This window comes from Exiguobacterium sp. s145 (assembly GCF_018618835.1).
Classification (GTDB): Bacteria; Bacillota; Bacilli; order Exiguobacteriales; family Exiguobacteriaceae; genus Exiguobacterium_A; species Exiguobacterium_A artemiae.
Window position 1 is genome coordinate 1 of sequence record NZ_JACSMV010000021.1, and the last position, 23,100, is coordinate 23,100.

At 48.1% G+C, this 23,100-nt stretch carries 24 protein-coding genes, 1 rRNA gene and 2 other annotated features; all 25 genes read left to right on the forward strand.

What is annotated here, in order from left to right; all coding sequences use genetic code 11:
• A 5S ribosomal RNA gene (rrf, locus tag KNQ07_RS13215) occupies nt 1–89 on the forward strand; the annotation flags it as partial.
• A gap of 134 nt (nt 90–223) precedes the next feature.
• Nucleotides 224–679, forward strand: coding sequence for a CtsR family transcriptional regulator (locus tag KNQ07_RS13220; protein ID WP_012368978.1), 456 nt, complete (start codon nt 224–226; stop codon nt 677–679).
• A 16-nt stretch (nt 680–695) separates the two neighbouring features.
• On the forward strand, nt 696–1,124 hold the full coding sequence (locus tag KNQ07_RS13225) for a hypothetical protein (protein WP_012368979.1): 429 nt from the start codon (nt 696–698) through the stop codon (nt 1,122–1,124).
• A complete protein-coding gene (locus tag KNQ07_RS13230; protein WP_012368980.1) occupies nt 1,117–2,190 on the forward strand; it encodes an ATP--guanido phosphotransferase in 1,074 nt (357 codons plus the stop codon). The genes KNQ07_RS13225 and KNQ07_RS13230 overlap by 8 nt, the downstream gene beginning before the upstream one ends.
• On the forward strand, nt 2,190–4,637 hold the full coding sequence (gene clpC, locus KNQ07_RS13235) for an ATP-dependent protease ATP-binding subunit ClpC (RefSeq protein ID WP_012368981.1): 2,448 nt from the start codon (nt 2,190–2,192) through the stop codon (nt 4,635–4,637). Before KNQ07_RS13230 ends, clpC begins: the two co-directional genes overlap by 1 nt.
• Before the next feature lie 79 nt (nt 4,638–4,716).
• Complete coding sequence (gene radA, locus KNQ07_RS13240; RefSeq protein ID WP_234944553.1) at nt 4,717–6,093, forward strand: DNA repair protein RadA; 1,377 nt, start codon at nt 4,717–4,719, stop codon at nt 6,091–6,093.
• 131 nt (nt 6,094–6,224) lie between these two features.
• Nucleotides 6,225–7,313, forward strand: coding sequence for a PIN/TRAM domain-containing protein (locus KNQ07_RS13245; protein WP_012368983.1), 1,089 nt, complete (start codon nt 6,225–6,227; stop codon nt 7,311–7,313).
• 58 nt (nt 7,314–7,371) lie between these two features.
• Nucleotides 7,372–8,055, forward strand: a complete 684-nt coding sequence (gene ispD, locus KNQ07_RS13250) for a 2-C-methyl-D-erythritol 4-phosphate cytidylyltransferase (protein ID WP_214767212.1) — start codon at nt 7,372–7,374, stop codon at nt 8,053–8,055.
• 2 nt (nt 8,056–8,057) lie between these two features.
• Nucleotides 8,058–8,540 (forward strand): 2-C-methyl-D-erythritol 2,4-cyclodiphosphate synthase, encoded by a 483-nt coding sequence (gene ispF, locus KNQ07_RS13255; protein WP_041261398.1) that lies wholly within the window; start codon nt 8,058–8,060, stop codon nt 8,538–8,540.
• Nucleotides 8,541–8,585: 45 nt separating this feature from the next.
• Complete coding sequence (gene gltX / locus KNQ07_RS13260) at nt 8,586–10,031, forward strand: glutamate--tRNA ligase (RefSeq protein ID WP_012368986.1); 1,446 nt, start codon at nt 8,586–8,588, stop codon at nt 10,029–10,031.
• Nucleotides 10,032–10,249: a binding site (T-box leader), on the forward strand.
• Nucleotides 10,250–10,294: 45 nt separating this feature from the next.
• On the forward strand, nt 10,295–10,978 hold the full coding sequence (gene cysE / locus KNQ07_RS13265; protein WP_012368987.1) for a serine O-acetyltransferase: 684 nt from the start codon (nt 10,295–10,297) through the stop codon (nt 10,976–10,978).
• Nucleotides 10,932–12,329 carry a cysteine--tRNA ligase gene (gene cysS, locus KNQ07_RS13270; RefSeq protein WP_012368988.1) on the forward strand — a complete coding sequence of 466 codons (1,398 nt, stop codon included), beginning with the start codon at nt 10,932–10,934 and terminating at the stop codon, nt 12,327–12,329. Before cysE ends, cysS begins: the two co-directional genes overlap by 47 nt.
• Complete coding sequence (locus KNQ07_RS13275) at nt 12,326–12,730, forward strand: Mini-ribonuclease 3 (protein WP_012368989.1); 405 nt, start codon at nt 12,326–12,328, stop codon at nt 12,728–12,730. The genes cysS and KNQ07_RS13275 overlap by 4 nt, the downstream gene beginning before the upstream one ends.
• Nucleotides 12,731–12,818: 88 nt before the next feature.
• Nucleotides 12,819–13,583 carry a 23S rRNA (guanosine(2251)-2'-O)-methyltransferase RlmB gene (gene rlmB, locus KNQ07_RS13280; protein ID WP_012368990.1) on the forward strand — a complete coding sequence of 255 codons (765 nt, stop codon included), beginning with the start codon at nt 12,819–12,821 and terminating at the stop codon, nt 13,581–13,583.
• Nucleotides 13,580–14,110 (forward strand): NYN domain-containing protein, encoded by a 531-nt coding sequence (locus tag KNQ07_RS13285; RefSeq protein ID WP_012368991.1) that lies wholly within the window; start codon nt 13,580–13,582, stop codon nt 14,108–14,110. The genes rlmB and KNQ07_RS13285 overlap by 4 nt, the downstream gene beginning before the upstream one ends.
• 190 nt (nt 14,111–14,300) lie before the next feature.
• Nucleotides 14,301–14,942, forward strand: coding sequence for an RNA polymerase sporulation sigma factor SigH (sigH, locus tag KNQ07_RS13290; RefSeq protein ID WP_012368992.1), 642 nt, complete (start codon nt 14,301–14,303; stop codon nt 14,940–14,942).
• 157 nt (nt 14,943–15,099) lie between these two features.
• A complete protein-coding gene (gene rpmG / locus KNQ07_RS13295) occupies nt 15,100–15,246 on the forward strand; it encodes a 50S ribosomal protein L33 (RefSeq protein WP_012368993.1) in 147 nt (48 codons plus the stop codon).
• A 44-nt stretch (nt 15,247–15,290) separates the two neighbouring features.
• Entirely contained in the window at nt 15,291–15,461 is a 171-nt protein-coding gene (gene secE / locus KNQ07_RS13300) for a preprotein translocase subunit SecE (protein WP_012368994.1), read from the forward strand.
• A 19-nt stretch (nt 15,462–15,480) separates the two neighbouring features.
• Nucleotides 15,481–16,032 carry a transcription termination/antitermination protein NusG gene (nusG, locus tag KNQ07_RS13305; protein ID WP_012368995.1) on the forward strand — a complete coding sequence of 184 codons (552 nt, stop codon included), beginning with the start codon at nt 15,481–15,483 and terminating at the stop codon, nt 16,030–16,032.
• 149 nt (nt 16,033–16,181) lie between these two features.
• The gene (gene rplK / locus KNQ07_RS13310) at nt 16,182–16,607 is read left to right on the forward strand and encodes a 50S ribosomal protein L11 (RefSeq protein WP_012368996.1); all 426 of its coding nucleotides are present in this window, start codon (nt 16,182–16,184) and stop codon (nt 16,605–16,607) included.
• A gap of 116 nt (nt 16,608–16,723) precedes the next feature.
• Nucleotides 16,724–17,410: a 50S ribosomal protein L1 gene (gene rplA, locus KNQ07_RS13315; RefSeq protein ID WP_012368997.1), complete on the forward strand. Its 687-nt coding sequence runs from the start codon at nt 16,724–16,726 to the stop codon at nt 17,408–17,410.
• Between the two features lie 54 nt (nt 17,411–17,464).
• Nucleotides 17,465–17,619, forward strand: a sequence feature (ribosomal protein L10 leader region).
• 50 nt (nt 17,620–17,669) lie between these two features.
• A complete protein-coding gene (gene rplJ / locus KNQ07_RS13320) occupies nt 17,670–18,176 on the forward strand; it encodes a 50S ribosomal protein L10 (protein WP_012368998.1) in 507 nt (168 codons plus the stop codon).
• Nucleotides 18,177–18,252: 76 nt separating this feature from the next.
• Entirely contained in the window at nt 18,253–18,618 is a 366-nt protein-coding gene (gene rplL / locus KNQ07_RS13325) for a 50S ribosomal protein L7/L12 (protein ID WP_012368999.1), read from the forward strand.
• Nucleotides 18,619–18,701: 83 nt separating this feature from the next.
• Nucleotides 18,702–19,298 carry a class I SAM-dependent methyltransferase gene (locus tag KNQ07_RS13330; RefSeq protein ID WP_214767214.1) on the forward strand — a complete coding sequence of 199 codons (597 nt, stop codon included), beginning with the start codon at nt 18,702–18,704 and terminating at the stop codon, nt 19,296–19,298.
• Nucleotides 19,299–19,528: 230 nt separating this feature from the next.
• Nucleotides 19,529–23,086 (forward strand): DNA-directed RNA polymerase subunit beta, encoded by a 3,558-nt coding sequence (gene rpoB / locus KNQ07_RS13335; protein ID WP_214767216.1) that lies wholly within the window; start codon nt 19,529–19,531, stop codon nt 23,084–23,086.
• Nucleotides 23,087–23,100: the final 14 nt, after the last annotated feature.

Consider the following 23,100-nt stretch of genomic DNA (forward strand, 5'->3'; position numbering starts at 1 on the left):
CCCGTTCCCATGCCGAACACGGAAGTTAAGCACTTGAACGCCGAAAGTAGTTGGGGGCTTCCCCCTGTGAGGATAGGACGTTGCCAGGCCAGTAAGAGACCGATCTGCATTTTGCAGGTCGGTCTTTTTGTGTACCCTAAAAAGCTAAATGTTTGCATTTCACTTTTAAGATGATTACTATTAAATCAAACAATAGTCAAAGATGGTCAGAGAGGTGGTGCCCATGCAAAACATCACAGATATCATCGAAGCCTATTTAAAGCAGATTTTACATGATGAGAAAAAAATCGAAATCAAACGCCAGGAAATTGCAGAACGATTTGATTGTGTACCCTCACAAATCAATTATGTCATCAACACGCGTTTCACGATTGAAAAAGGGTACTTTGTCGAGAGTAAACGTGGTGGCGGTGGGTATATCCGCATTCAAAAGATTGTCATTTTAGATAGTCATGATCTGTTAGACGAAATTAGTCGGTGGGTTGGAAACGATTTGACCGAACAAGCGGCAGAAGACTATCTAGTTCGTTTAATCAATGAGCAACTTTTGACACGACGGGAAGCGATTTTGATTCAATCGTTGCTACAGAAGGAAAGTCTACCAATGGCACTTGAAGATCAACGTCGGATGCGGGCTCATTTGATGCAAACCGTCTTGCAAACCATTAAACGACTGTGACACGGGAGGAATGTGTATGCGTTGTCAGCGGTGTGGTGAACGGGAAGCTGTCGTCCGTGTCAAACTTCCACAAGATCAAGAAGGAACCGAACAAATCCTTTGTTCGGTTTGTGTAAAAGAATTGGCAAAAGCCTATCAAGAAACCGCTTGTCCTTCATGTGGGATGACACGTCAACAACTTTTACATTTACGAAAAGTTGGTTGTGCAACATGCTATTCGTTTTTTAAAGAAGAAGTCGACGGGATGATTCGTCAGTTTCAACACGGTCATACGAAACATTACGGTTCACGTCCTGAAGAAGAGTCGGTCGAAAAACGTTTGGTCCAGCAGTTGAGTCGACTCAGGGAACAGTTGAATCGGAAAATCTTATCGGAAGACTATGAAGAAGCAGAAATCATCAAACAACAAATTGTAAATGTGGAGGAGGATTTGCGCCATGTTTGAAGAACTCTTGACGCAACCTCTCAGTCAAAAAATGGATCAGCAGGCACCTTACGATGATATTGTCGTTTCAACCAGAATTCGGTTAGCACGTAATGTAGCCCACTATCCATTTTCGACAAGAATGACAGAAGATCAGGCAAATGCGTTAATCAATGAAACTGAGCGTCAACTATCGGGGTTGAAAGGTTTTCAATTTGGACGGGTTGACCAAGTCGATGCTTTAACCCGGACTGCTTTAGTAGAAAAGCATTTAATTAGTCCGGCGCTGGCGACACATCCACGGACTGGACTTTTTATAAGTGAAGATGAACAGATCAGTGTCATGGTCAATGAAGAGGATCATTTCCGCATTCAAACGCTTTTACCGGGTTTACAGCTGGAAGAAGCATTTCGGGTTGCGAAGCAGGTCGATCGTTTAATCAGTGAACGCTTTAAGATTGCTTTTGATGATACGCTTGGTTATTTGACGACCTGTCCGAGCAACGTCGGAACAGGTCTGCGGGCTTCAGTCATGTTGCATTTACCGGGACTTGTCCTGACGAATCAAATCCAAGGGTACATTAAACACTTGCGGCAGCTCGGTTTTGCGATTCGTGGGCGTTACGGTGAAGGAAGCGATGCTTCCGGCCGGATGTTCCAATTGTCGAACCAACGGACGCTTGGTGCCAGTGAAGACATGTTGATTACGGATTATCAATTTGCCGTTGAAGCATTAATTGAAGCAGAACAAGCAGCAAGAAAAGGATTATTGGAGACGTATCAAGAAGAACTAGAAGACCGGCTTTACCGGTCATCCGGAATTTTACGATCGGCCCGACTGATTACGGCCCGTGAAGCAACGGAACGTTTATCCGATGTCCGGTTAGCGGACAGTCTCGGTTTGGAGGTCGAACTTCCGCCGAACTTGTTCCATCATTTGCTTGTATCGCTACAAACAGGTTTTCTACAAAAGCATTTCGGGAAACAATTAACATCAAGAGAACGGGACATCGAGCGAGCGACCATCATTCGTCAGATGTTAACCGAACAGACAAACAGGGATCACACACAAGGAGGTTTTGCGTAATGATGTTTGGACGATTCACAGAACGTGCTCAACGCGTACTCGCACTTGCTCAAGAAGAAGCGGTACGTCTTGGTCACCATAATATCGGAACAGAACACATTTTACTCGGACTTGTACGTGAAGGAGACGGGATTGCGGCGAAAGCCTTAACAGCACTCGGACTCAGTTCAGATAAGATTCAAATGGAAGTTGAAGCTTTAATCGGTCGCGGTCAAGACGGTGCGACAACGATTCACTATACACCACGTGCCAAAAAAGTCATCGAGCTTTCGATGGATGAGGCCCGTAAACTCGGTCATTCGTATGTCGGAACAGAACACCTTCTACTTGGTTTGATCCGTGAAGGAGAAGGCGTGGCAGCACGTGTATTAAACAACCTTGGCATCAGCCTCTCGAAAGCACGTCAGCAAGTACTTCAATTGCTTGGCAACAGCGAAACGACAGCGAATGCGTCACAAGCAGGATCTGGCGTCGCAACACCGACACTTGATGGTCTGGCACGCGACTTAACGCAACAAGCACGGGAAACACGTCTTGATCCGGTCATCGGTCGTTCAAAAGAAATTCAACGTGTCATTGAAGTCTTAAGCCGCCGGACGAAAAACAACCCGGTCTTGATCGGAGAACCCGGTGTCGGTAAAACAGCCGTCGTTGAAGGTCTTGCCCAACAAATCATCAATAATGAAGTGCCGGAGACATTACGGAATAAACGTGTCATGGTTCTCGATATGGGGACACTCGTCGCTGGAACAAAATACCGTGGTGAGTTCGAAGACCGTTTGAAAAAAGTCATGGATGAGATTCGTCAGGCTGGAAACATCATTCTCTTCATCGATGAATTGCACACATTGATTGGTGCCGGTGGAGCAGAAGGTGCAATCGATGCTTCGAATATCTTGAAGCCGTCACTTGCCCGCGGAGAACTCCAGTGTATCGGAGCGACAACACTCGATGAGTACCGGAAATACATCGAAAAAGATGCGGCACTCGAACGTCGTTTCCAACCGATTCAAGTAGCTGAACCGACAACGGATGAAGCGACACAAATCTTGTTCGGTCTGCGTGACCGTTATGAAGCGCACCACCGTGTGACAATCACGGATGAAGCGATCCAAGAAGCCGTTACACTCTCGGACCGTTACATTTCAGATCGTTTCCTACCGGATAAAGCAATCGACTTGATTGACGAAGCGGCTTCAAAAGTCCGTTTACGTTCTTATACAGCACCACCGAACTTAAAAGAAGTCGAAGCGAAGCTTGAAGGTATTCGCAAAGATAAAGATGAAGCCGTTCAAAGCCAGGAATTCGAAAAAGCAGCCAGTCTCCGTGATACAGAACAAAAATTACGAGATGAATTGGAACGCTTAAAAGAAGAATGGCAGAACAAGCAAGGCAACGAGAAACTGGAAGTGACAAAAGACGATATCGCCCAAGTCGTCGCCAACTGGACAGGTGTTCCGGTCACGAAGATCGCGGAAGAAGAGACAGATCGTCTGCTTCGCCTCGAAGAAATTCTTCATGGACGTGTCATCGGTCAAAACGAAGCCGTTAAATCGATTTCAAAAGCCATCCGTCGTGCACGTGCTGGTTTAAAAGATCCAAAACGTCCAATTGGTTCATTCATCTTCCTTGGACCAACCGGTGTCGGTAAAACGGAACTTGCCCGGGCTGTCGCAGAAGCGATGTTCGGTGACGAAGATGCGATCATCCGGATCGATATGTCCGAGTACATGGAGAAACATGCGACAAGTCGCCTTGTCGGTTCTCCTCCGGGATACGTCGGATATGAAGAAGGCGGTCAGTTAACTGAGAAAGTACGCCGGAAACCATATTCCGTCATCCTGCTTGATGAAATCGAGAAAGCACACCCTGAAGTCTTCAACATCTTACTTCAAGTGCTTGACGACGGTCGCTTAACGGATTCAAAAGGTCGGACTGTCGACTTCCGTAATACAATCATCGTCATGACGTCAAACGTCGGAGCAAGTGCTCTTAAACGCAATAAATATGTTGGTTTTGCGGTCTCCGATGATACGGATCGTGAGTACAAAGACATGAAGGGTAAAGTTATGGAAGAGTTGAAACGCGCCTTCCGTCCTGAATTCTTGAACCGGATTGACGAAACAATCGTCTTCCACTCACTTGAGAAGAAACACATCGAAGAAATCGTAAAACTCATGGCGAAAACGCTTGAGAAACGCCTTGCAGAACAACAGGTTCATTTCGAGTTGACGCCGGCTGCGCTCTCGAAAATCGCGGATATCGGATATGATCCGGAATACGGAGCCCGTCCAATCCGTCGGGCCCTTCAACGGGAAGCAGAAGACCGCTTGTCAGAAGCATTGCTCGCAGGCGATATTCAAAAAGGTGAGCGGGTGGCACTTGATGTCGAAGATGGTGAATTCATCGTCCGCCGTCATCAAGCTGAACCAGCAACGACCGAATAATTGATCAACAGGGTCCAGCTTTCGCAAGTATGAGGCGAAAGCTGGATTTTTTTCTTGATAAAAAGAAAGGATGAATCGCTTGGCTAAAATAAAGACGAAATTTGTCTGCCAGAGTTGTGGAACGGAATCTCCGAAATGGATGGGCCGTTGCTCCGGCTGTGGCGAATGGAACACGATGGTTGAAGAAGTCGTTGAAGAGAAAAAAGCACGGCGGGGTTCCGCTTTTGTGCATACGACGACTAAACAATTAAAACCGGAACGTTTATCGAATATCCTGTCCCAGGAGGAAAGTCGTGTCTTCACCGGCAGCGGTGAATTTGACCGGGTCCTCGGTGGTGGAATCGTCCCCGGTTCAATGGTCCTTGTCGGAGGAGACCCGGGAATCGGGAAGTCGACGATTTTACTTCAGACGAGCGCACGTCTCGCCGCACGCGGGGAGAAGGTTCTGTATATATCGGGTGAGGAATCGCTTAAGCAAACGAAATTACGGGCGGAACGACTCGGGTTACCGACGCAGGATCTGTTTGTCTTAAGTGAGACGGATATGAATATGATTGAGCGTGTCGTCGATGAAGAAAACCCGGCCTTTTTGATCATCGATTCGATTCAAACCGTCTATATTGATGAAATCCAATCAGCTCCGGGTAGTGTGACGCAAGTCCGGGAATGTACGGCGATGCTGATGAAAATCGCCAAAAGTCGTGGAATCGCCATCTTCATCGTCGGTCACGTGACGAAACAAGGATCGATTGCCGGACCTCGTCTGCTTGAGCATATGGTGGATGCCGTTTTGTACTTCGAAGGAGAGCGCCATCACACGTTCCGGATTTTGCGGGCTGTTAAAAACCGATTCGGTTCGACGAATGAAATCGGGATTTTTGAAATGCGCGAATCGGGTCTTGAAGAAGTCTTGAATCCGTCGGAGATTTTCCTCGAAGAACGGACGTCCGGTGTATCCGGTTCAACAATTGTCGCTTCGATGGAAGGGACGCGGACGGTATTGGTGGAACTGCAAGCCTTGATTTCGCCGACCTCGTTCGGGAACCCGCGTCGCATGGCAACGGGGATCGATCAAAATAAAGTCGCGTTACTGATGGCTGTTTTGGAAAAACGATCGGGCTTGTTGCTGCAGACACAAGATGCCTATCTCAAGGCAGCGGGTGGCGTCAAACTCGATGAACCAGCAATCGATTTAGCGATTTGTGTAGCGGTCGCTTCGAGTTTCCGCGATAAGCCGACACGACCGACGGATGTTGTTATCGGTGAAGTCGGATTGACCGGTGAAGTCCGACGCGTCTCACGGATTGAACAGCGTGTCGCGGAAGCGGCGAAGCTTGGCTTCACACGTGCGATCATTCCGAAGAACAACCTCGGTGGATGGACGTATCCGCCCGGCATCACGGTCATCGGCGTCGAAAGTGTCGATGAAGCATTGCGGGAAACAATTCCATTTTAAGCGGTTTCAACTACGGCAAAAGATGGGGAAGATGTAACAGACATGTAAACAGTTTCCCCATCCTAAGGCGTAGGTGATTCAAATAAATACATGTTACAATGAACTTAAAATAATAAAAGGAGGTGGGAAGATTGAAAATCGTCATCAGGATCTTTTTTGCGTTATTAGGTCTTGCGCTTGGTATCTTGTTGCTTCCTCAATTATTTCAACTGATTGAAGCAGCGACGAAGATGGCTTTCCCGGAATGGTTGATGACCACATACGTAACAGGAACGATTGGTGCACTCATATTTTTATTAATTGGATTATTCATTACGGATTCTGTGATTCGACTTCTCCGGTTTTTAGAAGAAAAGTTAGTGAAAGCACCGGTCGCCGATTTATTTTTCGGCACATTCGGCTTATTGGTTGGCCTTGTCATGGCTTTTCTTGTCAGTATGCTGATTGAACTGGTCGGTATTCCATTACTCAGTAATGTGTTGACTGTGATTGTCGCAGTTTTGTTCGGATACCTCGGATTTACGGTCGGGTACCGGAAACGTCACGAACTGACGAAAGTCTTCTTGCGTAACAGTAACAATCAGTCGGAGAAAAAAGCGGCTGAGCCCGTCGTTGTCGCAAAGTCGAACAGTAAAGTCCTGGATACGAGTGTCATCATCGATGGCCGGATTACCGATATCGCGAAAACCGGATTCGTCGAAGGCAAACTGATTGTCCCGCAATTCGTAATCGGCGAGTTGCAGTATATTGCGGATTCATCGGATACGTTGAAGCGAAACCGTGGTCGCCGCGGGCTTGATGTTCTTAAAGAACTCCAATCGATTCCCGGCATGGAAGTCGAGATTTATGACGGAGACTTTGAGGATGTTCCGGAAGTCGACATCAAGTTGATTAAACTGGCTGAGCTGATGAAAGGCATCGTCGTCACGAACGACTACAACTTAAATAAAGTCTGCGAAGTGCGGAACGTACCGGTCTTGAACATCAATGATTTGGCGAACGCCGTCAAACAGGTCGTCATTCCCGGTGAAGAGATGACAGTCCTTGTGATTAAAGAAGGAAAAGAACAAAAACAAGGAATTGCGTATCTGGAGGATGGCACGATGGTCGTCGTCGAAGAAGGAAAACACTTGATTTCAAAAACGGTTGGTGTTGTCGTGACCAGTGTGTTACAGACGTCTGCCGGACGAATGATTTTTGCGAAACCACAAGAAAAATAACCAGCGGACTGCCAAATCTATTTTGGCAGTCTTTACTTATGAGAAAAGAGGGAACTACATGAAAGAGTACACATACCGGATCGTCATTCCGGCTGCCGGCGCAGGGAAACGGATGGGGGCCGATCGGAACAAGTTGATGCTGACGTTACGAAATCGTTCCATCATCGAGTGGACACTTGACGTTTTTGAGCAGGATCCGGCTTGTCTTGAAATCATTCTCGCGATCAATCCAGCCGAGCAGTCCTGGTTCGAAGGCATTACAGCACCCTATAAGACACCAATCCGTCTTGTCCCGGGCGGACGTGAACGCCAGGAAAGCGTCCAGCGTGGTCTGGAAGCGTTGACGGAGCCCGGAATCGTGTTGATTCATGACGGGGCACGACCATTCGTGACGATTGCATCGATTCAGCAGGTCGTCGAAGCAGCGGAACGGACCGGCGCTGCAATTTTAGGTGTACCGATTAAGGATACCGTCAAACGGATTGACGGCGACACGATTGTCGAGACGGTTCCTCGGGAGCAATTAATGGCTGCTCAAACACCGCAAGCCTTTAAGCTAGAGACGATCCGAAGCATCCATGCCAAAGCGGCAACGGAATTTTTAGGTACGGATGACGCAAGTTTGATAGAATGGGACGGAGGAACGGTGACTTGGGTTACCGGACAATACGAGAACATTAAAGTGACGACACCGGACGATTTATTGTTTGGAGAAGCTATTTTAACGAAACGGGGGAAATGATGATGATTCGAATTGGACAAGGATTTGATGTACATGCCTTTGCAGAGGATCGCAAACTGATTTTAGGTGGAATCGAGATTCCGCATACGAAGGGATTACTCGGGCACTCAGATGCCGACGTCTTGTTACATACGATTGCGGACGCGGCACTCGGTGCCATCGCAGCCGGGGATATCGGGAAACACTTCCCCGATACGGATCCGGAATTTAAAGATGCTGATTCGGCAAAGTTGTTGCAACACGTCTATGCTTTAGTCAAAGCACAAGGCTATGAGCTGGGGAATTTAGATGCGACCGTCATTGCACAAGCACCGAAGTTACGTCCTTACATCGATACGATGCGGGCACGGATCGCGGAGCTGCTGGAAGCGGATATCGAACAGATCAACGTCAAGGCTACGACGACGGAATGGCTCGGCTTTACGGGACGTGAAGAAGGAATCGCATGTCAGGCTGTGATTTTGCTGAAACGAATCGAAGAATAAGGTATACTAGGTAAGCGAATTTTAGACTAAAGGAGTGAATCGGTAATGGCAGAAGTACGTGTACGTTATGCACCAAGTCCAACGGGACACCTTCATATTGGGAATGCACGAACAGCATTATTTAACTACCTGTTTGCACGACATGCAGGCGGCAAGATGATTTTACGGATTGAGGATACGGATCAGAAACGAAACATCGACGGTGGTGTGGAAAGTCAGATGAAGTACCTCGAATGGCTCGGCATCGACTGGGATGAAGGTCCAGGTCGCGGCGGCGAGTACGGTCCTTATTTCCAAATGGAGCGACTCGATCTATACAAAAAGTATACCGACGAGTTACTTGAAAAAGGATTGGCTTACCGGTGCTACATGACATCGGAAGAGCTTGAAGCAGAACGGGAAGCACAAATTGCCCGCGGCGAAGCACCACGTTACTCAGGTGCTCACCGGAACTTGACGCAGGAACAGGAAGAAGCGTTCGTGGCTGAAGGTCGGACACCGTCGATTCGAATCCGTGTACCGGAAAGCGTCACCTACACATGGAACGATATCGTCAAAGAAGATGTTTCGTTCGAATCCAAAGACTTCGGCGACTGGGTCATCGTCAAAAAAGACGGCATCCCGACGTATAACTTTGCGGTTGTCGTGGATGACCACTTGATGGCGATCAGCCACGTCCTTCGCGGAGACGACCATATCTCGAACACACCGAAGCAGATGATGATTTACGATGCGTTCGGCTGGGAGTATCCAACGTTCGGTCACATGACGCTCATCGTCAACGAAGAACACAAAAAGCTGTCGAAACGTGATCAGTCGATCATTCAATACATCGAGCAGTATAAAGATCTCGGTTACTTGCCGGAAGCGTTACTCAACTTCGTGACGTTGCTTGGCTGGTCACCGGTCGGCGAACAGGAAATTTTCACGAAAGAAGAGTTCATCGAGATTTTCGATGCATCCCGTCTTTCGAAAAGTCCGGCTGTCTTTGATCAACAAAAACTGGCCTGGATCAATGGTCAATACATGAAACACCAATCGTTCGAAGAAGTATTCGAAGCAAGTCTGCCGTTCCTGCAGGACGCGGGACGCGTTTCAAGCGAACCGACGGAAGAAGAGCTTGTCTGGGCACAAAACCTGGTCGGATTATACCGGGAACAGATGACGCACGGTGCGGAAATCGTCGAGCTTTCAGAGATGTTCTTTGAGGATGAACTGGTGTATGATGAAGAAGCAAACACTGTCTTGGCAGGAGAAACTGTTCCTGCTGTCTTAAGTGAATTCGCAAGCCAATTGCGGACACTTGAAGAATGGACACCGGAAGCGATCAAAGGGGCGATCAAAGCCACTCAAAAAGCAACCGGACAAAAAGGAAAAAATCTGTTCATGCCAATCCGTGTCGCAACGACCGGACAAACACACGGACCAGAGCTTCCGAACACGATTCAATTATTAGGAAAAGATCGCGTACTTGCGCGTCTGGACGCATAAAATAAAGCGTAGATGAGGAAAGTAGGAACGATGTCCGTTGTACAGAGACGAGCTTGAGTGGTGAGAAAGCTTGAACGGACGCGCTCTCGAAATGCCCCTCTGAGTGCTACCCGAAATCAGTGAGAGTAGGCGTAGACGTATCTCCGGCGTTAACGGACCGGAGAGGGATGATTCGTTCATCCAAACAGAGTGGGACCGCGCTGATTGGCGTCTCTGTGCAGCGATGCACGGAGGCGCTTTTTCTTATGGAGAGGAGAACAAACATGACACGGATGCGTGAAGATATCCGCAATGTATTTAAACAGGATCCGGCAGCCCGGAGTACGATAGAAGTCGTCTTGACTTATCCGGGGTTACACGCTGTCTGGATGCACCGGTTAGCCCACCGTATGTGGAAAATGAATCTGCATCTCGCCGCCCGAATGCTATCGCAATTCAGTCGGTTCCTGACAGGAATCGAAATTCATCCCGGTGCGACGATCGGACGTCGTTTCTTCATTGATCACGGTATGGGCGTCGTCATCGGCGAAACAGCGATTATCGGCGACGATGTCACGTTGTTCCAAGGTGTGACACTCGGGGGAACAGGGAAAGAAACGGGCAAACGGCATCCGACACTCGGAAATGGTGTCCTCGTATCCGCCGGAGCACGCGTACTCGGTGATATCACGATTGGTGATTCGTCGAAGATTGGTGCAAGCTCCGTCGTTTTAAAAGACGTACCGTCCAATGCGACCGTTGTCGGTATTCCCGGACGTGTCGTGATACAGGACGGTATCAAGGTCGATGCACCGCTTGATCATCAATTACCCGATCCGGTTCGTGAATGCCAGGAACGGGTTGAACTGGAACTTGAACAATTAAAATATGAGATTGAACGAATAAAAGGAGGACACCGCCATGATACAACTTTACAACAGCATGACCGGAAAAAAGGAACCGTTTAAACCGCTTGAAGAAGGAAAGGTCAAGATGTACGTCTGTGGACCGACTGTCTATAACTACATCCATATCGGAAATGCCCGTCCGGCCATCGTCTTCGATACAGTCCGCCGCTACTTTACGTACCGGGGCTACGACGTCAAGTATGTCTCGAACTTCACGGATGTTGACGATAAAATCATCCGGACAGCAAATGAGCTCGGAGAAGATTACCACGCACTGACAAAACGATTCATCGAAGCCTATCACGCGGATACAGGGGCGTTAAATGTCCAAAAAGCGGATATTCATCCGCTCGTCACGGAAACGATGGACGATATCATCGCCTTCATCGAAGTACTCGTCAAAAAAGGAAATGCTTACGCGTCAAGCGGAGATGTGTACTTCCGGACACGCAGCTTTAAAGATTACGGTCAATTGAGCCAACAGTCGATTGACGAACTCCGTTCAGGGGCCCGGATCGAGGTCGGTGAGAAAAAAGAAGATCCGCTTGATTTCGTCTTATGGAAAGCGGCAAAACCGGGTGAACCGGCATGGACGAGTCCATGGGGAGAAGGACGTCCCGGTTGGCACATCGAGTGCTCGGCGATGGCGAAAAAATATCTCGGAGATACGATTGATATTCATGCCGGCGGACAGGATCTTAAATTCCCGCACCATGAAAACGAGATTGCCCAATCGGAAGCCTGCAATTCCCAAAAGTTTGCGAACTACTGGATGCATAACGGATTCCTTAACATCGAAAATGAAAAGATGTCCAAATCACTCGGTAACTTCCTGACGGTCCACGAAGCGATTCAAGCGGTCGATCCGATGGTCTTGCGTTTCTTCATGCTGTCGGTCCAGTACCGTCATCCAATCAACTACAGCCGTGACCTGATTGATCAGGCGGCAAACGGGTTGGCACGAATCCGCGAATCGGTCGCAAACGTTGAACATCGTCTGACGATGACAGCTGACCTCGGAACGGCAACAGAAAAATGGTTGAACCGGATTGAAGAAATCAAACAGCATTTCGTCACATCGATGGATGATGATTTCAATACGGCAAATGCCGTGACTGATCTGTTTGACCTGTCGAAGGAAGCGAACCTCTATCTTGGGGAAGATCAAGTTGCAAAAGAAGTCCTGGAACGTTTCTTGGCAGTCTTCCAAGAATTGTCGACGGTTCTCGGTGTGACCCTGACGATTGAAAAAGGGTTGCTCGACGAAGAAGTGGAACAGCTGATCCGTGATCGTGACACAGCACGAAAAGAACGCGACTTCGCCCGGGCGGATGCAATCCGTGATCAATTGCGCGACCAAGGCATCTTGCTTGAGGATACAGCACAAGGGATGCGGTGGAAGCGCGGATGAAGAACTACAAACAATTAAATGCACTGGCACTCGCTTACATGGGCGATGTCGTCTACGAAATGCATGTCCGGGAACGGTTGCTTGAAAAGGGGTTCGTCAAACCGGGTGAGCTGCATCAGGCAGCCATCCGGTATGTCCGTGCCCAGGCCCAAGCGTTCGTCGTGACCCACTGGTTAAATGAAAATACGTTAACAGAAGAAGAGCAAGCCGTCGTCCGGCGCGGGAAGAACGCCAAATCCGGTTCTGTCCCGAAAAGTACGGACGTTCATACGTACCGTTATGCTACGGCGTTTGAGGCATTGCTTGGATATATCTATCTTGCAGAAGGAGGGGATCGTCTTGAAGAACTCATCGGACAAGCGTTCGAATTACTCGAAGCCGAAGCAACGGACGGAAAATAAATCGTTCCAGCCGGCACGAAAACAAAAAGATAAGCCGCATAGCGAAAAGCCGAAACAGAAGAAGGTTGAAACCAAACAGGAAGAGGTCGTGATTGAACCGCTCGCGGAAGGACAAGACTTCCTGTACGGACGGAACCCTGTTCTCGAAGCATTGCGGTCAGGTCGGGAGATGAACAAGCTCTTCATTCAGGAAGGACAGCAGAAAGGACCACTTGCCGTCATCCATGCGATGGCGAAAGAGGCAGGAGTCCAGACACAGATCGTTCCACGTTCCAAATTACATGGTCTGACGGGAAGTGACAACCACCAGGGTGTCGTCGCGGCCGTCGCGGCTTACGAGTATGCAGAACTCGATGATATTTTTGCTCTTGCAGAAAAGAAAGACGAGACGCCGTTGATGATTTTACTCGATGAACTCGAAGACCCGCATAATCTCGGATCGATTCTCCGGACGGCAGATGCTGTCGGGGCCCACGGAATCATCATTCCGAAACGCCGGTCTGTCGGATTGACGCAAGTCGTCGCGAAAGCTTCGACAGGGGCCATCGAGCACATCCCGGTCGTGCGTGTCACGAACCTGACACGGACGATGGAAGATTTAAAGAAAAAAGGAATCTGGTTCGTCGGAACGGATGCCCGCGAGAGTGATGACTACCGGACGCTCGACGGAACGATGCCGCTTGGAATCGTCATCGGTAGCGAAGGAAAAGGCATGAGTCGGCTTGTCCGCGAAAAATGCGATTTCCTCGTCCATCTCCCGATGGCAGGACACGTCACGTCACTCAACGCATCCGTTGCCGCCTCATTGTTGTTATATGAGGTCTACCGGACAAGAAAGCCGTATTCGCGATGAAATACGACCGTCTGATCGTTGATGGCTACAATATCATTGGCGCATGGCCGGAGTTCCGGACATTGCGGGAGCAGGATTTTGAATTAGCACGGGAACGATTGGTCGATGCGATGGCCGAGTACCAAGCTGTGACGGGAATCAGTGTGACGATCGTCTTTGATGCCTATCTGCAACCGGGACGGGAATCCCGAATTAAGAAAAGCGGTATCGAAGTCATTTACACACGGGAAAACGAAACGGCGGATGAATGGATTGAAAAAACAGCAGCGGAATGGTTACAGGATATCCGGGTTAAACTGACGGTCGCAACAAACGATTTCACCGAACAATGGGTCATCTTCACACTCGGTGCCTTACGGGTTTCAGCACAGGAACTGCGCCGGGACTGGAAGGCGGCGGTCGCCGTGATCCGCGGACAGACCATTACGTCAAAAACGAGTCAAAAACCACGTTCGACAATCGATATGCCGGCTGATGTCATTGAACGGCTCGAAGAAATCCGGCGGCGCAAAAATTCAGATTCATGATGAAAACGGAAAAGCGGATTCACGATGCAGTCGTGGAATCCGCTTTTTTTTGATCCGGGTGCGTGAGGTGTTCCGGTCATTCCGGGAACAAAAAAGAGGTCATGCCAATTTTCATTGTCGCAGGGCAGGAAATTATTGTATAATTAGAAACAATCGATTAGTTTGTTAGAGAAGCTTGGAGGGATGACGGATGAGTTTGGTTTCGTTCGACCAGTTTGAGTGCATGACCGATGAGGCGCTTGTGGAACAGGCGAAGGTATTTGACAACAGTGATGCGCTCGAATTTCTGATCGAGCGGTATCGGAACTTTGTGCGTGCAAAAGCACGGTCTTACTTTTTGATCGGAGCGGACCGCGAAGATATCATCCAAGAAGGCATGATTGGTCTGTATAAGGCAGTCCGGGATTATCGGACGGATAAGCTGGCTTCCTTTAAAGGGTTTGCTGAACTGTGTATTACCCGGCAGATGATTACGGCGATTAAAACCGCAACACGTCAAAAACATATCCCGCTTAATTCATACATTTCGCTTGATAAACCGATTTACGATGATGAGTCGGAACGGACGTTGCTCGATATCATTACATCGACCGCCCCGTCGGATCCGCAAGTGTTGATCGTCAACCGGGAAGAGTATGCGGATATCGAAAGCAAGATGGATGAGATTCTCAGTGATCTGGAACGCAAGGTGCTTGCGCTTTATCTCGACGGAAGAACCTATCAAGAAATTTCCGACGATCTCGATCGTCATGTCAAGTCCATCGATAATGCCCTTCAACGCGTAAAGAAAAAGCTGGAACGGTATCTCGAAGCGCGAAAACTGACGGTCTGATCGAGAGGTGGATTGACCCCGTTATCCGGGTGTGCTACTGTATAAATAGCGCCTTACTAGCGAGACGCCGCTCATAGGCGTTTTTTTTTACGCTCTTTTTTGGAGAGAGGGTTCTCTTCTTGAAGAGAAGGAGTGGCAAAGAAGGAGGTCGTTTGAGATGGCGAAGAAAGTAGGCCTTGCTTGTGATATTTGCGGTGCCCGCGACTACACGACGATGAAAAAAGAGGATGTCAGCATCCGCTTGGAACTGAAGAAGTTCTGTCGCCGCTGTAACGCGCATACGATTCATAAAGAAGCGAAATAAGGCTTCATCTGTCCCTATTTAATACATCCTGGAGGGAAAGTACGATGAAATTTTTGCGTGACGTATGGAATGAACTGAAAAAGACGAGCTGGCCAAAACGAAAAGAACTGACGAAGTATACACTGACCGTAATCGGTATGGTCATTTTTATGGGTGTCTTCATCTTCGGTGTCGATTCAGGGCTCAGCGCATTCATGAGTTGGTTGATTAAGTAAAAAGAAGAGGTGACGTACCATGGATAAGCAATGGTTTGTTGTCCAGACGTACTCTGGATTCGAAAATAACGTCAAGGCAAATCTTGAACGTCGGATTGAATCTATGAACATGGACGAGAAAATCTTCCGTGTACTCGTTCCAATCGAAACGGTACAGGAAGAAGTAACAAACAAAAAAGGTGAAACGAAAATCAAGGAACGTGAAATCAAGATCTTCCCGGGGTATGTCCTCGTCGAGATGGTCATGACGGATGATTCTTGGTATGTCGTCCGTAACACACCGAACGTCACGGGATTCCTCGGTTCGGTCGGCGGCGGTTCGAAACCGACACCACTTCTTCCTGAAGAAGCAGAAAACATTCTCGGATCAATGGGACTTGTCGACATGAAGAGTCGTTATGACTTTACAATGGGACAAATCGTACGGATCAAAGAAGGCGTCTTTGCGAACCTGGAAGGTACGATCGAAGAGCTTGAAACAGAAGCTGAAAAAATGAAAGTTTCTGTCGATATGTTCGGTCGTGAAACGAAAGTAGAGCTCGATTTCTCACAAGTTGAGAAGATTGACTAAGTTTCCTATTGCGAAACTTTTATTTTAATGGTACAATTTTTCCTGTTTGATGTTGTGCTTATTTCGGTAAATTACTCGTCGAATAGAATGAGTGGGAGGACGCGCAACGTCCAATTAAACCACATTAAAGAATTAAGGAGGTGTGTCTCGTGGCGAAGAAGGTTATGAAACTAGTTAAACTTCAAATTCCTGCGGGCAAAGCAAACCCAGCTCCACCAGTTGGACCGGCACTCGGTCAAGCAGGTGTGAACATCATGGGCTTCTGTAAAGAGTTCAACGCTCGTACACAAGACCAAGCCGGCTTGATTATTCCTGTAGTCATCACGGTTTTTGAAGATCGTTCATTTACGTTTATTACTAAAACTCCACCAGCAGCAGTTCTCTTGAAGAAAGCAGCTGGAATCGAGAGCGGTTCAGGCGAGCCTAACCGTAAGAAAGTAGCGACTGTCAAACGTGACAAAGTTCGCGAAATCGCTGAAACGAAAATGCCAGACCTCAACGCAGCATCTGTTGAAACAGCGATGTTGATGGTTGAAGGTACTGCACGTTCTATGGGTATCGTAATCGAAGACTGAGTCTTTTGATTGCAATGAACAACGATGAGGGTCGCAGGCGGATAGTTACTTGAAGCCTTGCTACCCTTTCATTATGTGGGAGGATTTTCCGCACAACCACAAAGGAGGAACCTAAAATGGGTAAGAAGTATAAAGAAGCTGCTAAACTTATCGATCGTACGGTTTCATACGAACTCGCTGAAGCTGTAGATTTGACTAAAAAGTCTGCAACTGCGAAATTCGATGAAACAATCGAACTTGCTGTTCGTCTCGGAGTCGATCCGAAGAAAGCAGATCAACAAATCCGTGGAGCAGTCGTATTGCCACACGGTACTGGTAAAACACAAAAAGTTCTCGTCTTTGCTAAAGGTGAGAAATTAAAAGAAGCGGAAGCTGCTGGAGCAGATTTCGCTGGTGATTCTGAGTACATCACTAAAATCCAACAAGGATGGTTCGACTTCGATGTTATCGTTGCGACACCTGACATGATGGGTGAAGTTGGTAAACTCGGCCGTGTTCTCGGACCTAAAGGCCTCATGCCTAACCCGAAAACAGGAACAGTTACATTTGACGTCACTAAAGCAATCAACGATATCAAAGCTGGTAAAGTTGAGTACCGTGTCGACAAATCTGGTAACATCCACGTTCCAGTCGGTAAAAAATCATTTGATGACGCTAAATTGGTTGAGAACATCAACACAGTCATCGAAACTCTCGTTAAAGTTAAACCAGCTACTGCTAAAGGTGTTTACCTTAAGAACATCGCGATCGCTTCTACAATGGGTCCTGGTGTAAAAGTATCTGCAGTTGACTTCGCGAAATAATTTCGTCTAAACCGAACTTGACAACGTTCTAAGAACGCTGTTACAGTATAAAACGTTGATATATTCGACATACCGTAGACAGAAGGTGCTCATCGATTGAGCATAAACCCTTCCGAGGTGTTCTTGCTCAGAGAGCCTGTTTGTTCAGGTATCCTTTTTGACGATTACGCCTCCTCTGCCTGGCAGACGGAGGCTTTTTATTTGAAATCGAGCAGCCCCTCGCGCCGGTACATTCCATTTACCAGGAGGTGCAACAGAAATGGCAAACGAAAAAGTTATCGCTGTCAAAGCGGATCTCGTATCTGAGATCGCTGAGAAAATGCAAGCGAGCGCTGGAACAATCGTCGTCGACTACCGTGGTCTCACAGTAGACGAAGTAACAGAACTTCGTAAACAACTCCGCGAAGCGGGTGTTGAATTCAAAGTTTACAAAAACGGTCTCCTCCGCCGTGCTGCAGTTCAAAGCAATCTTGAAGGTCTTGACGAAGTATTTACAGGTCCTACTGCGATCGCCTTCAGCAATGAAGACGTTATCGCTCCAGCTAAGATCTTAAACAACTTCTCGAAAGACCACAAAGCTCTTGAGCTTAAAGGTGGTATCATCGAAGGCAAAGTCACTTCAGTAGAAGATGTCAAAGCCCTTGCGGAACTTCCATCACGCGAAGGTCTCCTTTCGATGCTTCTCAGCGTGCTTCAAGCGCCAATCCGTGGTCTTGCGGTGGCAACGAACGCAATTGCAGAGCAAAAAGAAGAACAATCTGCTTAATGTCCGCTTAGCGGGATAGGCAAACACACAATTTTTCACACCCCAACGTGGGTTAAATCAAAGGAGGAAAACCATAATGGCTTTCAACAAAGAGCAATTTATCGAAGACCTCAAGGGCATGACTGTTCTTGAACTTAACGAACTCGTAAAAACAATCGAAGAAGAATTCGGCGTATCAGCAGCAGCTCCAGTAGCAGCAGCAGGTGCAGGCGCAGCAGCAGCTGAAGAGCAAACTGAATTCGACGTAATCCTTACTAGCGCAGGTTCTGGTAAAATCAACGTCATCAAAGCAGTTCGCGAATTGACAGGCCTCGGTCTTAAAGAAGCGAAAGCACTCGTTGACGGAACTCCAGCTCCAGTTAAAGAAGGCGTTTCGAAAGAAGACGCTGACGCAATCAAAGCTAAGCTTGAAGAAGCTGGCGCAAGCGTAGAAGTTAAGTAATTTTCTTCTTCACGTAAAACAAAAGAAGCTCGCTTTGCGGGCTTCTTTTGTTTTCAACTTTAATATAGAGAGGGGAAGGAAACATGGCAGATCATTATTACACAAATGATCCCTCCTCGAAACGGGATCCAAAGTCGTGGGAATTCGTTTTACGTGGTGAAACGTTCCGCTTCACTTCGGATCATGGAGTGTTTTCAAAAGGCGGCGTTGATTTCGGTTCACGTCTACTGATTGAAGCCTTCACAGAGGCGGATGTATCGGGTGCTATCCTGGATGTCGGATGCGGATACGGTCCGATGGGGATTTCGCTTGCGAAAACGACCGGACGGGAAGCTGTTTTAGTAGATGTAAATGAGCGGGCCCTTGAGCTTGCGGCTGACAATGCACGTGCGAATGGTGTTTCCGTGACGACCGGTGTAAGTGACGGATATGCTGGCGTGGTTGGACAGACGTTTGCAGCGATCGTGACGAATCCACCGATTCGGGCGGGGAAGACGGTTGTTCACCGGATTTTACGGGAAGCGTATGATCATCTTGAAGTGGGCGGCGCTTTATGGGTCGTCATTCAAAAGAAACAAGGCGGACCATCCGCGAAGAAGTTGATGGAAGAAGTATTCGGTTCATGTGAGACGGTTACCCGCGATAAAGGGTATTCAATATTTAAATCAATTCGGTCTTGACAAATCGAGTGATTTGTCGTTGACCTTGTCTAATGTCTATGATAGTATTATAAAATGCCATTGGAGTGATTTTTGGATAAGCAGTTTGAAGCAGCTGGCGTTCTCGACTACAGATGATTGAGTAGACAAGACGTCGCTTTTTTGCGCTTATCGGTCAAAAAATGGCTTCAATGTTCGATATTACACCCGTCCTTCTCAAGAAGAAGAACTGGGTCTGAGAGGTGAATCAGTTGACTGGTCAACTTGTTCAGTACGGTCGTCACCGTCAGAGAAGAAGCTATGCACGTATCAGCGAAGTTCTAGAACTTCCAAACCTTATTGAGATTCAAACGAATTCATACGAATGGTTCCTGCGGGAAGGTCTTCGTGAGATGTTTCATGATATCTCGCCGATTTCTGACTTTACGGGAAATCTCGTATTAGAATTCATCGACTACTCGCTCGGAGAGCCGAAGTATTCGATTGATGAATCAAAAGAGCGCGATGTGACCTATTCGGCACCACTACGCGTAAAAGTCCGTCTTCAAAACAAAGAGACGGGTGAATTGAAGGAACAAGAAGTATTTATGGGTGACTTCCCGCTTATGACGGAGTCGGGAACATTCATTATTAATGGTGCGGAACGAGTTATCGTTTCCCAGCTTGTTCGTTCGCCAAGTGTGTATTACAACAATAAGTTAGATAAAAACGGTAAACGTGGATTTTCGGCAACGGTCATCCCGAACCGTGGAGCATGGCTCGAACTTGAGACAGATGCGAAAGATATCGTATACGTCCGAATCGACCGCACGCGTAAGATTCCAGTAACGGTTCTTTTACGTGCTCTTGGTTTCGGTACGGATCAGGAAATCATCGATCTCCTTGGAGATGATGAGTACCTCCGTAACTCCCTTGAAAAAGATAATACAGAAACAACGGAAAAAGCCCTCATCGAGATTTATGAGCGTCTGCGTCCGGGAGAGCCACCGACTGTCGAAAATGCGAAAGCACTTCTCGTGTCACGGTTCTTTGACCCGAAACGTTATGATTTGGCAAACGTTGGTCGTTATAAAATCAATAAGAAGCTTCATCTGAAGAATCGTCTGTTCGGGCAAAAACTGGCGGAAACGCTTGTCGATCCGGAAACAGGCGAAGTAATCGCAGAAGAAGGAACAGTTCTTGACCGTCGTATGCTCGACAAAGTCTTGCCATTCCTTGAAGGATCTGTCGGTTACATCGAAGCGACGCCAACTGGCGGAGTAACGCAAGGCGAAGCCTTCAACTTACAATCGATCAAGGTGTTCGCACCGGACGATGCTGAAGGTGAACGCATCATCAATATCATCGGTAACGGTAACATCGATCGTGACATCAAGCACATCACGCCTGCTGACATGATTGCTGCGATCAACTATTTCTTCAACTTGTTGCATGAAGTAGGAACGACAGACGATATCGACCACCTCGGTAACCGTCGTCTCCGTTCAGTCGGTGAATTGCTCCAAAACCAGTTCCGGATCGGGCTTTCCCGTATGGAGCGTGTCGTTAAGGAGCGAATGTCGATTCAAGACCAGAATGCGATCACGCCGCAGGCATTGATCAACATTCGTCCTGTTATCGCATCGATTAAAGAGTTCTTCGGTAGCTCGCAGTTATCACAGTTCATGGACCAAACGAACCCGCTTGCTGAGTTGACGCACAAACGTCGTCTATCTGCACTCGGACCCGGTGGTCTTACACGTGAGCGCGCTGGCTTTGAAGTTCGAGATGTTCACTACTCGCACTATTCCCGTATGTGTCCAATCGAAACGCCGGAGGGTCCGAACATCGGGCTGATCAACTCACTGTCTTCGTTCGCGAAAGTCAATGAGTATGGTTTCATCGAAGCGCCATACCGTCGTGTCGATCCGGAAACGGGTGTCGTCACGAATGAAATTCACTACATGACGGCCGACGAAGAGGATCTCTACGTCGTCGCACAGGCAAACATGTTGTTGACGGAAGAGAAGACGTTCCAAGATACACACGTCTTGTCACGTTTCCGCGGACAAAACTTGTCTGTCGAACCAGCTCGTGTCGATTACATGGACGTTTCACCGAAACAGGTTGTTTCGGCAGCGACGGCATGTATCCCGTTCTTAGAGAACGATGACTCGAACCGTGCCCTCATGGGAGCGAACATGCAACGTCAGGCCGTACCTCTTCTTGATCCGGAATCACCAATCGTTGGTACCGGTATGGAGTACGTGTCTGCAAAAGACTCAGGGGCTGCCGTTGTTGCAAAACATTCAGGTATCGCTGAGCGTGTAACGGCACGTGAAATCCTTGTCCGTCGTACGACGGAAGTCGATGGCAACATCGTTCAAGGTGAGCTTGACCGCTACAAGATCCAAAAATTCATCCGTTCTAACCAAGGAACGTGCTATAACCAAAAACCAATCATCAAAGTAGGAGATCCTGTCGATAAAGGCGAGATCCTTGCAGATGGTCCATCGATGGACGGTGGGGAACTTGCGCTTGGTCGTAACGTACTCGTCGGTTTCATGACATGGGATGGTTACAACTACGAGGATGCTGTCATCATGAGCGAACGTCTCGTGAAAGACGACGTCTACACGTCGATCCACATTGAAGAGTATGAGTGTGAATCACGTGATACAAAACTCGGACCGGAAGAGATCACGCGTGACATTCCGAACGTCGGCGACGACGCCCTGAAAAACCTCGACGACCGCGGAATCATCCGTGTCGGTGCTGAAGTAAAAGACGGGGATATCCTAGTCGGTAAAGTTACACCTAAGGGCGTAACGGAATTGACGGCTGAAGAACGCCTGCTTCATGCAATCTTCGGTGAAAAAGCACGTGAAGTCCGTGATACGTCACTTCGTGTTCCACACGGCGGCGACGGCATCATCCTTGACGTGAAAATCTTCGATCGTGATAACGGCGACGAGCTGTCACCTGGTGTCAACCAGTTGATCCGTGCGTACATCGTTCAGAAGCGTAAGATTCACGAAGGAGATAAAATGGCTGGACGTCACGGTAACAAAGGTGTTATCTCACGTATCCTGCCAGAAGAAGACATGCCGTACATGCCAGACGGCACACCAATCGACATCATGTTGAACCCACTTGGTGTACCATCGCGGATGAACATCGGGCAGTTGCTCGAGCTTCACCTTGGTATGGCTGCACGCCAACTCGGAATCAAAGTCGCATCACCGGTATTCGATGGTGCACGTGAGGAAGATGTTTGGGCAACGATTGAAGAAGCCGGTATGGACCGCGACGCTAAAACGATCCTGTATGATGGACGTTCTGGTGAAGCCTTCGATAACCGCATCTCGGTTGGTGTCATGTATATGATCAAACTCGCCCACATGGTCGATGATAAACTTCACGCACGTTCGACGGGTCCTTACTCGCTCGTTACGCAGCAGCCGCTCGGTGGTAAAGCCCAGTTCGGTGGACAGCGTTTCGGTGAGATGGAAGTATGGGCACTTGAAGCATACGGTGCCGCTTATACGCTCCAAGAGATCCTGACAATTAAATCCGATGATACAATCGGTCGTGTTAAAGCATATGAAGCGATCGTTAAAGGCGAAAATGTACCACAACCGGGCGTGCCGGAATCGTTCCGAGTCCTCATTAAAGAGCTTCAATCCCTTGGTATGGATGTTAAGATGATGTCTGCCGAAGATGAAGAGATCGAAATGAAAGACGACGACGAGGACAACATCCCGAACGCGACTCCAGCACTCGAAGAAGTTCAAGCGCCTGTCGCACCAGTTGTTACTGAAGAGGAATAAGCGAAAGGGAGGTC

Bases quoted from the DNA above. Each gene is read 5' to 3' on its own strand.
- KNQ07_RS13220 (WP_012368978.1), top strand. From the start codon at position 224: ATGCAAAACATCACAGATATCATCGAAGCCTATTTAAAGCAGATTTTA.
- KNQ07_RS13225 (WP_012368979.1), top strand. From the start codon at position 696: ATGCGTTGTCAGCGGTGTGGTGAACGGGAAGCTGTCGTCCGTGTCAAA.
- KNQ07_RS13230 (WP_012368980.1), top strand. From the start codon at position 1,117: ATGTTTGAAGAACTCTTGACGCAACCTCTCAGTCAAAAAATGGATCAG.
- clpC (WP_012368981.1), top strand. From the start codon at position 2,190: ATGATGTTTGGACGATTCACAGAACGTGCTCAACGCGTACTCGCACTT.
- ispD (WP_214767212.1), top strand. From the start codon at position 7,372: ATGAAAGAGTACACATACCGGATCGTCATTCCGGCTGCCGGCGCAGGG.
- ispF (WP_041261398.1), top strand. From the start codon at position 8,058: ATGATTCGAATTGGACAAGGATTTGATGTACATGCCTTTGCAGAGGAT.
- gltX (WP_012368986.1), top strand. From the start codon at position 8,586: ATGGCAGAAGTACGTGTACGTTATGCACCAAGTCCAACGGGACACCTT.
- cysE (WP_012368987.1), top strand. From the start codon at position 10,295: ATGACACGGATGCGTGAAGATATCCGCAATGTATTTAAACAGGATCCG.
- cysS (WP_012368988.1), top strand. From the start codon at position 10,932: ATGATACAACTTTACAACAGCATGACCGGAAAAAAGGAACCGTTTAAA.
- KNQ07_RS13275 (WP_012368989.1), top strand. From the start codon at position 12,326: ATGAAGAACTACAAACAATTAAATGCACTGGCACTCGCTTACATGGGC.
- KNQ07_RS13285 (WP_012368991.1), top strand. From the start codon at position 13,580: ATGAAATACGACCGTCTGATCGTTGATGGCTACAATATCATTGGCGCA.
- sigH (WP_012368992.1), top strand. From the start codon at position 14,301: ATGAGTTTGGTTTCGTTCGACCAGTTTGAGTGCATGACCGATGAGGCG.
- rpmG (WP_012368993.1), top strand. From the start codon at position 15,100: ATGGCGAAGAAAGTAGGCCTTGCTTGTGATATTTGCGGTGCCCGCGAC.
- secE (WP_012368994.1), top strand. From the start codon at position 15,291: ATGAAATTTTTGCGTGACGTATGGAATGAACTGAAAAAGACGAGCTGG.
- nusG (WP_012368995.1), top strand. From the start codon at position 15,481: ATGGATAAGCAATGGTTTGTTGTCCAGACGTACTCTGGATTCGAAAAT.
- rplA (WP_012368997.1), top strand. From the start codon at position 16,724: ATGGGTAAGAAGTATAAAGAAGCTGCTAAACTTATCGATCGTACGGTT.
- rplJ (WP_012368998.1), top strand. From the start codon at position 17,670: ATGGCAAACGAAAAAGTTATCGCTGTCAAAGCGGATCTCGTATCTGAG.
- rplL (WP_012368999.1), top strand. From the start codon at position 18,253: ATGGCTTTCAACAAAGAGCAATTTATCGAAGACCTCAAGGGCATGACT.
- KNQ07_RS13330 (WP_214767214.1), top strand. From the start codon at position 18,702: ATGGCAGATCATTATTACACAAATGATCCCTCCTCGAAACGGGATCCA.